The 13,115-nt window shown below is 53.4% G+C and carries 11 protein-coding genes; all 11 read right to left on the minus strand.

The window, feature by feature from the left end:
* Positions 1-566 precede the first annotated feature (566 nt).
* Positions 567-1,718 carry a CvpA family protein gene (locus tag FYJ35_RS10110; protein WP_154526153.1) on the minus strand — a complete coding sequence of 384 codons (1,152 nt, stop codon included), beginning with the start codon at positions 1,716-1,718 and terminating at the stop codon, positions 567-569.
* A 25-nt stretch (positions 1,719-1,743) separates the two neighbouring features.
* Positions 1,744-2,997, minus strand: a complete 1,254-nt coding sequence (locus FYJ35_RS10115; RefSeq protein WP_154526155.1) for a DUF5711 family protein — start codon at positions 2,995-2,997, stop codon at positions 1,744-1,746.
* A gap of 57 nt (positions 2,998-3,054) precedes the next feature.
* The gene (gene recR, locus FYJ35_RS10120) at positions 3,055-3,651 is read right to left on the minus strand and encodes a recombination mediator RecR (protein ID WP_154526157.1); all 597 of its coding nucleotides are present in this window, start codon (positions 3,649-3,651) and stop codon (positions 3,055-3,057) included.
* 3 nt (positions 3,652-3,654) lie between these two features.
* Complete coding sequence (locus FYJ35_RS10125; RefSeq protein ID WP_154526159.1) at positions 3,655-3,996, minus strand: YbaB/EbfC family nucleoid-associated protein; 342 nt, start codon at positions 3,994-3,996, stop codon at positions 3,655-3,657.
* Between the two features lie 24 nt (positions 3,997-4,020).
* Complete coding sequence (dnaX, locus tag FYJ35_RS10130; protein WP_205839802.1) at positions 4,021-5,658, minus strand: DNA polymerase III subunit gamma/tau; 1,638 nt, start codon at positions 5,656-5,658, stop codon at positions 4,021-4,023.
* A 235-nt stretch (positions 5,659-5,893) separates the two neighbouring features.
* The gene (locus tag FYJ35_RS10135; RefSeq protein WP_154526163.1) at positions 5,894-6,976 is read right to left on the minus strand and encodes a 6-phosphofructokinase; all 1,083 of its coding nucleotides are present in this window, start codon (positions 6,974-6,976) and stop codon (positions 5,894-5,896) included.
* A gap of 286 nt (positions 6,977-7,262) precedes the next feature.
* Positions 7,263-8,954, minus strand: coding sequence for a galactose/methyl galactoside ABC transporter permease MglC (locus tag FYJ35_RS10140; protein WP_154526165.1), 1,692 nt, complete (start codon positions 8,952-8,954; stop codon positions 7,263-7,265).
* 15 nt (positions 8,955-8,969) lie between these two features.
* The gene (locus FYJ35_RS10145) at positions 8,970-10,475 is read right to left on the minus strand and encodes a sugar ABC transporter ATP-binding protein (RefSeq protein WP_277067959.1); all 1,506 of its coding nucleotides are present in this window, start codon (positions 10,473-10,475) and stop codon (positions 8,970-8,972) included.
* 136 nt (positions 10,476-10,611) lie between these two features.
* Positions 10,612-11,850: a substrate-binding domain-containing protein gene (locus FYJ35_RS10150; protein ID WP_154526167.1), complete on the minus strand. Its 1,239-nt coding sequence runs from the start codon at positions 11,848-11,850 to the stop codon at positions 10,612-10,614.
* 71 nt (positions 11,851-11,921) lie between these two features.
* Positions 11,922-12,107: a hypothetical protein gene (locus FYJ35_RS10155; protein ID WP_154526169.1), complete on the minus strand. Its 186-nt coding sequence runs from the start codon at positions 12,105-12,107 to the stop codon at positions 11,922-11,924.
* A gap of 44 nt (positions 12,108-12,151) precedes the next feature.
* Complete coding sequence (locus tag FYJ35_RS10160; RefSeq protein WP_154526171.1) at positions 12,152-13,096, minus strand: TIGR03943 family putative permease subunit; 945 nt, start codon at positions 13,094-13,096, stop codon at positions 12,152-12,154.
* Between the last annotated feature and the right edge of the window lie 19 nt (positions 13,097-13,115).

Here is a 13,115-nt window from a genome sequence, read left to right on the forward strand (position 1 = left end):
ATGTGTTAAGCACGCCGCCAGCGTTCATCCTGAGCCAGGATCAAACTCTCGAATAAAATTTGATTCGGATCAAAGATGTTACTGACATCTCTTATCCCTTTTACTGTTTAAAGGTCAGTTCCTTAAATAAAACTTTTCAGAACTTTCAAGGTTGTTTCACTGTTCAGTTATCAAGGTACTCATAACACCGATCTGGCTTACTTGTTTAATGAAGTCTGCCTTTTCATCGGCGACTCGGCTATAATAACACCCGGCCAAATGGATGTCAACACCTTTTTCTTGTTTTTTATGTTTTTATGACCTTTTTATGATTACAGTGTTAAAAATCCGCCACCACGCATGCTTGCATGTGAGTGGTGGCAGGACTTATTGACACGCCCCACATGAGGCATGAAGTGGCGCGCAGGCGGCATGAGAATGCCGAATTTGGCAGCGTGATGGGAGTTGCGGAGCAACAAAACCACGCGTAATCATAAATGAGTGGCAAAAGGTACTTTTGACCCTCATATCTTTTATCACTGTTTATTTCACTGTCCTGTCACTGCCGCCGCACCATGCTTCTTCTGTTACATAATGCCTTTCAGGGCAGAGGAAGCCCCCTTCATCAGCGGATTGGCATTGTAAAGCAGCTCCAGGAACGAATTATCGTAGACCTGTGCCATCAGATTTTGTCCCGCAGGTGTTGCTGCAAAAAACGAGAGAACCATCATCAGCATCCATACAATCAGGAGCCCCTGCAGAATACCCGCTCCAAGCCCCAGTGCATGGTTCGCTGTCCGAATAGTCGGAAGCCGCGAGAAAATACCGGCTGCGCCGATCACCAGCCTGATGAGCCCCCAGGCAATCAGCAAGGTTACGATATATGCTGCTACGTTCAGAATCAGACTGGCAAAGTAATTGACAATATACGACGCAAAGTCATCAGCCCCCAGCTTCCTGTATCCCTCACTGTTGTTAAAGGTCTCCATCTGCTCCTGAAGATACTGCGGAATCGGAAGTGATTCGATAAATTTGCGCTTGTCAGCCGCCGTCATATTCCCCATCAGGGCAGAGAGTGCCTTCAGCTTCTCCGATTCTGCAGCTGAACCCTGGTTCTGGCTGTCCGATGTGCTGCCAGCTGCGTCATCTGCAGTCGTCAGAAGCATTTCGGACCGGGACAGATTCCAGCGCCGTAAAGTATTCGAAGCATTTCCCGGAAGGTCCAGTATCAGCAGGGGCGTTTTCCCTACGCCCAGAACACCGGCTGAAATGCCGGCATACTGGGCAATCAGCGCTTTGATCTGGTCATCTGTCAGAGTATCAATCGCAGAGTCATCATAGCCATACTGATTCAGCATGGACTTCACCGCAACTCTGTCGACCGACCCGTCTGCATTGTAGAAGGCTCCATTTCCGGATGAGGATGATCCTGAAGATAAGGACGGCTGCTGTCCAGAGGCGCTCCCGCTCCCCGTCTCACCGGATGCGGAAGAAAAGGTTCCCGCGATGGTGTTCTTTGCTATTTCGCCTGCTGCCGCTGCGCACTGTCCCCTGATCAGCCCATAAAGCGGTGTGTCGTTTCGAAGCCAGCCTGTCACAGTAGGAAGAAGTGCCGTCACAAGCATCCCTGCGAGGATAAATGAAAGAAGGCCGGATGCCTTCTTCAGGAATCCGGCGATCAGACCGCTTACAGAACACAAAAACAGTACCAGGCTTACAATGATCAGCATGATATTCATAGAGTTCCCCTTCTGATGATCCTGCTCACTCCGCTTTGATTCTTGTGATTCCAGAGTTGGACAGAATACAGTATCTTCTGAATCCAGGTATTTTTACGAACAATCCTATTTTCTGGTCAAAGTCACTGTCAAATCGTTTGACCCCGCCTGGCGTGTACGACATCATGTGCCGCTGTGACCAGAGCAGAATCTCGCCCGAGTCAAACACAACAGACTGGTACCCTTCATTAAACAAGGTATCCATTGTCTGTTTTCCCCTCATCGTATACACGGACAGCTCATACCGGTTCGCGGCATCATCGCTCAGGCACACGAAGCCCACATGGTCTTCGTCGTGAAAAACACTTGAAATCTCACCGGTAATTTCTACATTCGCCCGTTCCTTCGGATCCTTTGTTCCGGAGAAAACGATAAACCGGTCATTCGCGACTGCAACCGGGGTCCGGTCATCCGCAAAAAACACTTCTCCAAACAGCTCATCCGTATAGCTGATTTTCCCGGTCACATGTTTTTCTTCCGACTCCGATGCAGATGAAAAGTCATAAAACAAAATCTCCGCATCCACTGTTCCGGATCCGACCTTCGCTGCCGATACCATAAGCCTGGTTGCGTTTTCAGAAAGGTCGAGTGCGATCGGCTGCCCTGTCTGCTCCAGCGTTGGCTTTACCTCTGCGAGCGTAGAGCCGTTCGGTGAATACAGTCTGATCAGGACATCCGAATCGTTCTTCAGCAGGAATGCACTCACACCATTTGACGCAACAGAACCCTTCAGAATCGGCAGGTCGGTTTGATATTGTCCGATTACTCCGCTCTTGTCTGCTACAAGGACCTGGTTCCCCTGCAGCTCATAGATCAGGATTGATTTCCCGCACTGATCAAACGCCGTCGCCTGCATGGTGTAGGCATTGCTCCAGAGTGTCTCGTTGCTTGCATTGACAAGCGTCACACCGTCCGAGCCATATTTCACAAAATCGCTGCCAAGCCTGGCGTAGGATGTGCCCGAAATATCTTCTCCCTTGTAGGAGGCTGTCTTTTTATAAGAGGTATACAGATGCCTCCTGCTCATCCCCTGCCATCCCGCGATGGCGACTGCGCACAGTGCCGCCACAATGAGCCAGATATAGACCGGATTCATCATCAGCCCGGCATGCTTTCTCCCGTCCGAGCCGGAAATATAGTCGTCCCTGGTGTCGAAGTCCTCCCAGTCGTCCTCCTCATCCTGATCCCAGAGGGTTCTGAAGGAGATCATCTCCCAGAGCTTTTTCAGTTGATCCTTCATCAGCCTATCCTTCCGCCAAGACCGCCCGGCGCCGATGCGATCGTTGACCTGATCTTCTCAGAGCTCGGTCCTGCCCTCCAGCGCCCGCAGGAGTGTCACCTCGTCAATATACTCCAGATCCCCTCCGACCGGCACTCCGCTCGCAATGCGGGAAACCTTGATTCCGGTAGGCTTAATCAGCTTGCTGATGTACATCGCCGTCGTCTCGCCCTCCAGACTGGATCCGGTTGCGATAATCACTTCCTTTACATCCCCTTGCAGCCGCTGCATGAGCTCCTTCAGCCGGATATCAGACGGCCCGACTCCCAGCATCGGGGAAATGGCTCCGCCGAGCACATGGTAGACGCCGCTATATTTCCCGGTCTTCTCATAGGCCGCGAGATCCCTGCTGTTTTCCACCACCATGATGGTGCTGTGGTCTCTCTTCCCGTCTGCGCAGATCGGACAGATCTCAGCGTCCGTCATTGTCCCGCATACCTTGCAGTAGCGGACATGCTCTCTCGCGTCTGTAATCGACTTTGCAAGCGCGTCCGCCTGGTCCTTCGGCATCCTTACGATATGAAACGCCAGCCTCTGCGCTGTCTTTCCGCCGATTCCCGGCAGCGCTGCCAGGTGCTGGATCAGATTGTTGATCTGACTTCCATAATACTCCATCTTTTACAGCCCGAATCCTGTTCCAAGTCCGCCGGTCAGTCCGCCCATCGCTTTCTGTGCATCTTCGTCAGCCGCCCGGAGCGCTTCATTTGCAGCTGCCTGAATCATATCCTGCAGCATCTCAACATCCTCCGGATCGACCGCATCCGGATCGATTGTCACCTTCGTGACTTCCTTCTTCCCACTGACTGTGATACTGACAGCGCCGCCGCCCGCCTTGGCCGTATACTCTTTCTCCTCCAGGGCGGCCTGCTGCTCCTGAATCGCCTTCTGCATCTTCTGCGCCTGCTTCATCAGGTTGTTCATATTGCCCATACCGCCTGGAAAACCGCCTCTTCTTGCCATCTCTCTTCTCCTCTTCGTTATTCCTTAATCCTCTTCCTCAATCGGAAAATCAATTCCCTCGATCTTTGCCGCGTCCTGAACCCGCACAGAATCCGTCCGCTGCTGCATCTCGCACTTTGAAACAAACCGGACCTCCGGTCGCACACCGTACTTAGCCTCCAGAATATCCTGAAATTCCTCTTTTACCTTCTGGTTGTCCCGGTACGCTTTCACCCAGTCGTCGTCAAAGGCGACATACAAGGTCTCCTGATCACTGGAATTGTACCACGGCTCTGCAAGATTCGCCATAATGCTTCCCGTTCCGGGGTCCTTCATTGCCTGGAGGGTGTTCTTCCACTGTCCCTGTATCCGTGAAAACAGCTCCGGCGCCACCAGCTTCGGCACTTCCCGTCGGTCTGCGTCCCCCGCCTTTCCCGAAGCCTTCTCTCCGTCCTGTCCTGCTCCGGGAGCAGCGATCATCCTGCCGTCCCGGATGGCCTCCTCCACACGATTCAGGCGTTCTGACAGCCCTGCGGTCTGCTGCGCCACCTCATCAAGGCGGGCGGAAGCAGCAAGGGGATCTGCCCCGGATGTTTCCGGCCGGCACAGTCTGATCAGCCCGACTTCCGCCGTGATACGGGGATTCGAAGCGTTCCGGAGATCGCCTGCAACTTCGGAAAGGACCGCGATCAGGTACATCAGCCTGTCCTCTGAGACATTTTTCCCTGCCTTGAGCAGCTCCTCCGCATCCTCATCCGTCAGATTCAGAGATTCTGCCGTGCCGCCGGAAGCCTTGAACAGCAGCAGGTCTCTCAGATACCAGGTAAAATCCCCGATGATCTGCCGCGTATCCCGCCCGCTCATCAGCAGGCTGTCAAATGTTGTAAGAAGGCCGGAGCAGTCGAACTGCAGCGTCTGGCTCAGCATGACCGCGTACTGCGTCCGCGGCGCCGTTCCAAGGACATCGAGCACCTGCTCATAGGTCAGTCTCCCGCCCGTGTAAAAGGAGACGCACTGATCCATGATGCTTAGGGCATCACGCATGCCGCCCTCCGCCTTTCTGGCAATGTACCGGACCGCCTTCTCCTCCGCCTCAATCTGTTCCTGTGTAAGGACCTCCTGCAGCCTCTTTTCGATCACATCTGACGAAATCCGGTGAAAGTCGTACCGCTGGCAGCGCGACAGGATGGTATCCGGCAGCTTCTGCGGGTCTGTGGTAGCCAGAATGAATACCGCATATGCCGGCGGTTCCTCGAGTGTCTTTAAAAACGCGTTGAAGGCCGCCCCTGACAGCATGTGCACCTCGTCGATGATGTAAACCTTATACCGGCCGTCAGCAGGCGGATAGGCAATCTCATCGATGATCTGTCTGAAATCGTCGACGCTGTTTCTGGACGCGGCATCCATCTCGATGACATTCATGGAAGCCCCGTCCGCTATCGCCCTGCAGCTTCTGCAAGTCAGACAGGGATCGCCATCCTGCAGGTTCTCACAGTTAATCGCCTTCGCAAAGATCTTCGCCACGGTTGTCTTACCGGTTCCACGGCTTCCGCAGAACAGATAGGCATGGCCGATCCGTCCCGTCCGGATCTGATTGCGGAGTGTTCTGATGATCACATCCTGCCCTTTTACATCCTCAAATGTCTGAGGGCGGTATTTCCTGTAAAGTGCCTGATAACCCACGAATTCTCCTCCTGTCAACCCACCTGTACGCTCCTGCCCGGGCGACTGCCTGACAAAATGACTGCCGCCCCAGTGAATCCGGAGCGGCAGTCTGTCACCTTCTCTTTTCTTTATTCATTCCGGCCCGGTCCGAGTCTCCGGTTTTCTTTTCCGGCCGCGCAGTGCTTCTGACGCCTGACCGGACAAGGTTCCCGCCCCCGGCCGTCAGTCTCCCTCCGCGGCAGCGGCCGGTCTGTCAGACATCCTCGTCGCCGAAACTGATGCCAAGCATCTTCGCCTCTTTGACAAACTGGTTGTCCTTCTCAACAACCTTCAGCTTGCCTGCGCTCTCCTTCATCGGCAGGCGAACCGTCTTGTCGTGGACAATGCCGATCATCACGCCGAACTCTCCATCCAGGAATGCCTTTGCCCCGGCGACACCGAGCCTTGTCGAAAGCGCACGGTCGTACGGGCACGGAGCCCCGCCTCGCTGTGTATGACCCGGGACGGTAATCCGCACCTCGTTGCCGGTCTTCGCGAGGATCTGGTCTGCCAGCTCATAGGCAACAGATGGATAATGGTTGCTTTCCATCTTCTTTTTGTATTCCTTCTTGGAAAGCTTCAGGTCATCCGCGCAGACCGCGCCTTCCGCGACGGCCAGAACCGTGAAGCCCTTGCCCGACTTTGTTCTCTTGTTGATGGCCTCGATGACCTTGTCTATCCGATACGGGATCTCTGGAATCAGGATGACATCCGCTCCTCCGGCAATTCCGGCGTACAGGGTCAGCCAGCCAACCTTGTGCCCCATGATCTCGACGATAAAGACACGATTGTGAGATGCCGCCGTCGTGTGGATGCAGTCAATCGCCTCCGTCGCGATGTTGACAGCGCTGTAGAAGCCAAACGTCATGTCGGTTCCCCAGATGTCATTGTCAATGGTCTTCGGCAAATGGATGACATTGAGTCCCTTCTCGCTCAGAAGGTTCGCCGTCTTCTGGCTCCCATTCCCCCCTAAAACATACAGACAGTCCAGGCGAAGCTTGTAGTAATTCTGCATCATCGCCTCAACCTTGTTCAGCCCATTCTCATCCGGGTCATTGATTGTCTTGAAAGGCGTCCGGGAGGAGCCAAGGATGGTTCCGCCCTTTGTCAGGATGCCGGAGAAATCCTTGCTTGTCAGAAGCCGGTAATCCCCATGTATCATGCCCTGATACCCGTTCATGAACCCATATACTTCCAGCTCGTCAATGTTGTTGGACAATGCCTTTACGATGCCGCGCATTGTCGCGTTCAGCGCCTGGCAATCGCCCCCGGAAGTCAGCAGACCTACTCTCTTCATTCCGCTCCCTGCCTTTCCTTACGTGAATCTATCCGTCGTTCCCCTGTATGCCGAAGCATACTGTTTAAACAAAGTATAGTGCTTTTTGCCCTCCCGGACAACTGTTTTCGAGTTGCTCCATCGCGAATGTCACAGGCCATCCGCTCCGTTTTACGAATAACGGCCTTTCAGAAACCCGTTATCACCAGATTTCCACCATATTAAAAGTGCCGCGGGTTCTGCCCCGCGGCACTTTTTGAATCCATCTGTTCTCTCAGAACATTCAATTCTTCAATTAACACTTCAATTACTTCTTCTGCACATACTTCAGGCAGTCCAGTGTGACAGCTGCCAGAATGATGATGCCTTCAAATACGAACTGAAGGTTCGTGTCAATACCTAGAATCGTCAGCGAGTAGGTCAGCGCCGTGAAGATCAGCACACCGACAACAACACCGGAAATCTTGCCGATTCCACCGGTAAATGAGACGCCGCCGACGACGCAGGCCGCGATGGCATCCATATCCCAGCCCTGCCCGTATGCCGCCGAACCGGATCCTATCATTCTGTTGCACTCCAGCCATGCACCGAAGCCATACAGGACGCCGGCCAGCATGAATGCACCGAGTGTGACAGCGAAGACAGAGATGCCGGAAACTGCCGCTGCCTCCGGATTTCCGCCGACCGCATACAGGTACTTGCCGAACTTTGTCTTGTTCCAGATGAACCAGACGATGACGATGGCTGCCACCGCCCAGAGAATGATGGTCGGGAATCCCTTGATCTTCGGAATCACAGCGTTCGGGATGGCATTCTCAATGGCACCGAAGGACACTCCCTTCGTTGCATAGGTAACCAGGCCGAAGATGATCAGCATGTTTGCCATGGTGCTGATGAACGGGTGCATCTTGAACCGTGCAGTGAAGAAGCCGGCGATTGATGTAAAGATCACGCAGAAAAGGATGGTCAGGACAAGCGCGAGGATTGCACGGCCAGCCAGCGGCATGCCGGACAGATCAAAGGCTTTTCCAAACACCGTTCCTGTATTCGGTCCCTTGTGCATGATAATCGTGCAGGTCACCATGCCCATCCCCATCATACGGCCGATTGAAAGATCGGTTCCTGTCAGCAGGATCAGTCCGGCAACGCCAAGTGCAAGGAACATACGCGGCGATGCCTGCTGCAGGATGTTCAGAATGTTGGTCGCCGTGAACAGCTGTGTATGCTTGACTGCCGGTGTGATAAAGCCCAGCGCGATGAAGACTGCCACAATGACAATATACAGCCCGTTTCTGAGGAAGAACTGCTTCCAGGAGAAGGAGTAGCGGGAAAGCTCTCTGCTCTGTGCCCTCTGCTGTGCGAAGGTGAACTTCGATTTTCTGAGCAGGTCAATCAGATGGTATTGGTGCGTGAAAGCTTCATGCTCACGATCCTTGACCGCCTGCAGATCCTTCCTGTAGACCATCTTCGCGTCGAACATCCGGTTCTTGAAGACATAGGTCTCATCCTTGATCTCTTTCTGGAGTGTTGTCTTCTCTTCGCCGGAAGCTGAGGCCAGTTTCCCCTTCAAGGCTTCGAGGCTCTTCTCATGCTCCTCCTTCAGGGCTTCCACTTTCCTGGAATAGGCCGTTGCGGCAGCCTCCCGCTCTCCTGCGCCGGATGCCTTGATTCTGTCAAGGTACTCCGTATTATAGTGCGCCTTCAGGTATGCTTCTCCCTCCGCGATCAGCTTTTCGACCTGCGCCTTGTTCGCCGCTTCCGTCTTCTTTGCCCCTGCCAGCAGCGCCTCATCCTTTCTGCGGATCTTCTCCTTCTGCTCTGCCGTCAGCGTTTTGCTTTCCTTCGCCATTCTCAGTTCATCGGTCAGCTCCGCTACCTTGTCCGCACCGTCAACACGAAGCGCATCAATCTTCTTCTGGATCTCCCCGATATGCTCGTCAATCGGCCGCAGCAGCTTCTCCGCGTCCTCCGCGGACAGAATTTTCGTATTCTCAGCCATATTCTTTCTCCTCAATTACAGATACTTTGCACTGAGCCTCAGAAGCTCTTCCTGGTCCGTCTCCTTTGTATTCACAATACCGGCAAGCCGGCCATTGCTCATAACCCCGATCCTGTTTGTAATCCCGAGGATCTCAGGCATCTCGGAGGAGACCACGAGGATGGTCTTTCCTCTCTTCGCCATCTCGATGATCAGCTGGTAAATCTCGTACTTCGCGCCGACATCGATGCCTCTCGTCGGATCATCCATCATGAAGACAACCGGATCTCTTTCCAGCCACTTTCCGAAGATGACCTTCTGCTGGTTTCCCCCGGACAGACCGGAAATGGAATCGTCCGGTCCCATGCACTTGGTATGCATGATGCGGATCTCGTTCTCCGTCGCCCGGCGCATCTTCGGATTCGAGAGCGCGGCACCCGACATATACTTCGAAAGGTTCGTGATGGTTGTATTGAAAATCAGATCTCCCTTCGCGAACATTCCGTTCATCTTCCGCTCTTCCGTGATCAGCGCAAAGCCGTGTTCCATCGCTTCCTTTGCACTGTCAAAGTTCATCAGCTGTCCATTATAGTAAACTCTTCCGGAAGCTCTTGTCCGGACACCGAAGATGGTCTCGAGAAGCTCTGTCCGGCCCGCTCCGACCAGGCCGTACAGTCCGAAGATCTCACCCTCCCTGACATCAAAGGAGATATCCTGGAGATACGGAGCAAACTTTGTGGAGAGATGCTGCACCGAGAGGATCACCTCGCCCGGTTCATTGTCCACCGGCGGGAAGCGTTTTTCGAGCGAGCGGCCGACCATCGCTGCGATCAGCTCATTGAATGATGTCTCTCCGACCGGTTTCGACATCACCAGATTTCCGTCTCTCAGGACCGAGACCTCATCGCAGATCTCGAAGATCTCATCCATCTTGTGAGAAATATAAATGATGGAAATGCCCTGGGCGGTAAGCTGTCTCATGATTGCGAACAGCCTCCTGACCTCCGGCTCTGTCAGCGAGGAAGTCGGTTCGTCCAGAACAATTATTTTCGAATTATAGGAGATTGCCTTCGCAATCTCACACATCTGCCTCTGGGAGACAGACATTCTTCTCATCGGCTGTGTCAGATTCACAGTCATCCCAAGTCTGCGGAACAGATCCGCAGCTTCCTTCTTCATGCGTGCCTCATCGATCACGCCGTTGTTCACCGGGTATCTCCCCAGGAACAGATTGTCGACCACGGAACGCTCCAGACACTGGTTCAGTTCCTGGTGGACCATCGCCACCCCGTTCTCCAGAGCATCCTTCGGTCCGGAAAAGCTCGCCGGCTTTCCATCCAGATAGATGGAGCCCTCGTCCATATGGTATATGCCGAACAGACACTTCATCATGGTAGACTTCCCGGCTCCGTTCTCCCCCATCAGTCCCATGACGATGCCTCTTTTCACATCCATGCTGATGTGGTCGAGAACCCTGTTTCGCCCGAAAGACTTGGACATATCACGGATCGACAGAATGATATCCTCTTTCTTTTCTGCCACTGCTTTACTCCTCCCGTGCTTGTCAGTTCCTGCTGCATAACATGAAAGAGGGAATCCCGTTAGGAATTCCCTCTTCGTTCACTCCTGACCGTTTTCTGCCTGACTGTTCAGTTTGTCTGGTCAGGATCTCCTATTCTTACTGAAGCAGAGCCGTATAGGAAGCTGCATTGTCCGTCTTGACCATGTTGATTGCGAATGCATCATAAGCACTCGGATCTGCCAGACGGTTGGTGATGTTGGACTCTGTCTGTCCATCGCCCTGGATGTACTCGACATCGAGGTTCAGAAGCTTGTCATACTGCTGAAGCAGCGGGACATAGGTGGATCCGAGGAAGTTGTCAGCAGAATTGTAGATGTCAAGCCATACCTTCTTCTTCGGAGAGGTGGACTCGTCAAGCTGTGTGGAGACTGCATCGTTGATCTTTGTGGAATCCAGGAAATCCTTGTAGTTGTCAGCCGTAACAGCCAGGTTCAGAGCGTAGTAGGAACGCTCGTCATCGACATACTTGCAATCCTGATCGGTCAGGACATTGCCCTTCTCGTCAGCTGTGGTGATACCGGTATTGACATCCACACCGTCCAGCAGGTTGCGAAGAACACGAAGCGTCAGATAAGCCTGGACATCCGCGTGCTGTGAAATAGTTCCGCCGTAGCCGTCCGCGATTGCCGCGACTGCGTCGCTGTTTGCGTCATAACCGAAGGTCGGGCGGTTGTTTGCCTGTGCCCAGCCGTTGAACATCGCCATGCCCATGCCATCGTTGTTCGATACGACAACATCGATCTGATCGCCGAAGGAAGCAGACCAGGTGGAGATTGCGTTACCGGCAGTTGCCGCATCCCATGTAGCGCCGGCGGAGTTCTTCATCTCCTGGGAAGCCAGCTCGCGGACGACATAATCCTTGCCGTTGACTGTGATCTTCCCATCCTGAACATCGGTCGCGGATCCGTCGGTGTTGGTTCCGACCGGATTGGAATCAATTCCGCCGTCCTTCTCGACAGCCGTTCCGAGCGCCTTGCGGACACCTCTGGTACGCGCGATGGAATCGTTGTGTCCGATGTCACCGATTGCGAGGACATAACCGATTGTACCGTCACCATTCTGGTCAATCGTGTCGATGTGATCCTCAATATACTTTGCAACCATCTCGCCCTGAAGCTCGGCGCCCTGGTTTGCATCGAATCCGACATAGTACGTGCTGGTGTTGAAATTCAGCGCATCCTTGTCAAGCTCACCGGTGGAGCTGTTGGACGGCTGGCGGTTAAACCATACCAGCGGCTTATCCTTGTTTGCCACATCTCCTGCCATTGCGAGGGAGCTGACTGCCATTGCGCCGACAGCGGCAAGGGCGACTGCTGAAAGTGCCTTTTTTCTCATAATATTGCGCCTCCTGTGTATTCGCCGAAATATGAGTTTTCGACGTCCTGTAATTTGTTGTATTTAATATATCATCCCCGTTTTTGATGGTCAAGATGTTTGTGGTATTCATATAAATTTATCATAATTCTCATATTTTTTCGTACAATACTGCCATCGTCCTCCACGCAATAACAGGATAATCCTGCCATGATATTTTTCTGTATCATCACGCAGGCAATCAAAAAAGCAGGCAGGTGAGCCGGTTTTTTCTCCATTTCACCTGCCTGCTTGGCAGAATTATACTATTTTCAACACGGAATCAGTTGAACAGAACGGTATCCTCAGCCGGCGGCTCCGCAGACTTGAGATGGCGGGCATACAGAACCGGCCCGGTCCCCTCATATTCCGGGACAAACTCATAGCGGACCTCTGCGGTCACATCCAGCCACTGCTTCTGTTTCAGCCGGTCCGTATATTTCGAATGACAGATGAACCCCATGAACCGGATGTCATTGGCACAGCAGGTCATGCAGTTTCTGCCCGGGATGAACGCATTCTCCGGGAACTTTCTCGGAATCATCACCTTGCCCCTGAACTCCACCGTCTTTCCGTCATAGCGCTCGCGGTTGTCGAGTGCATCCAGATACCAGAGCCCGAACTCCTCGTCCGGAATGACAACCGGATCCTGCGACAGGTCGAACGGAGGCTGCGCCTTCCCGATGTCGATCACCTCTCCCTCGGCATCCTCAAAGGAGCAGACTGCCTGGGTGTTGACCGCCTTCACGGTTCTGCGGAACTTCTGAAGATCCTGATCCGGCGAGCAGCGGTTGAAGATGACGAGTTCTGTGTACATGAAGATGTTGCTCATCATCTGGCGCATGTTCTGGAGGTACACCTCGAATGTCGATCCGTCCACAAGTGTGATCACCTGCGCCATTTCCCAGCGCTTCGCCCAGTCCGAGGAACAGAACTTCATCGAGTCCCAGGTTCCGTTGAACTCGATGAAGACGCGTTCAGGCTTATGTTTCTTCTGGAGACTTTCCATGTAGGCAGCCGTCAGGTCCGCCTCGTTCTCCACGCGCTCAATGTAGATATTATGTCTGCGCAGATCCGCCTCATCATACTCCTCCTCGCCTTCCTCACAGAGAAGAAGCAGAGTCCGCTCGCCGTCCGCGAAATCCGGACTGGCAAGCACTTCTCGGATAAATGTCGTTTTCCCGCTTTCCAGGAAACCGGTAATCACATATACGGGTACTTCCAGCATATCATTTGCTCCAATTTTC

Origin of the sequence: Porcincola intestinalis (assembly GCF_009696445.1) — a bacterium.
Classification (GTDB): domain Bacteria; phylum Bacillota; class Clostridia; order Lachnospirales; family Lachnospiraceae; genus Porcincola; species Porcincola intestinalis.

Coding starts and splice junctions, on each gene's coding strand:
- recR (WP_154526157.1), bottom strand. CDS start 3,651: ATGGAGTATTATGGAAGTCAGATCAACAATCTGATCCAGCACCTGGCA.
- FYJ35_RS10115 (WP_154526155.1), bottom strand. CDS start 2,997: ATGAAGGATCAACTGAAAAAGCTCTGGGAGATGATCTCCTTCAGAACC.
- FYJ35_RS10125 (WP_154526159.1), bottom strand. CDS start 3,996: ATGGCAAGAAGAGGCGGTTTTCCAGGCGGTATGGGCAATATGAACAAC.
- FYJ35_RS10160 (WP_154526171.1), bottom strand. CDS start 13,096: ATGCTGGAAGTACCCGTATATGTGATTACCGGTTTCCTGGAAAGCGGG.
- FYJ35_RS10140 (WP_154526165.1), bottom strand. CDS start 8,954: ATGGCTGAGAATACGAAAATTCTGTCCGCGGAGGACGCGGAGAAGCTG.
- FYJ35_RS10155 (WP_154526169.1), bottom strand. CDS start 12,107: ATGGAGAAAAAACCGGCTCACCTGCCTGCTTTTTTGATTGCCTGCGTG.
- FYJ35_RS10150 (WP_154526167.1), bottom strand. CDS start 11,850: ATGAGAAAAAAGGCACTTTCAGCAGTCGCCCTTGCCGCTGTCGGCGCA.
- FYJ35_RS10135 (WP_154526163.1), bottom strand. CDS start 6,976: ATGAAGAGAGTAGGTCTGCTGACTTCCGGGGGCGATTGCCAGGCGCTG.
- FYJ35_RS10110 (WP_154526153.1), bottom strand. CDS start 1,718: ATGAATATCATGCTGATCATTGTAAGCCTGGTACTGTTTTTGTGTTCT.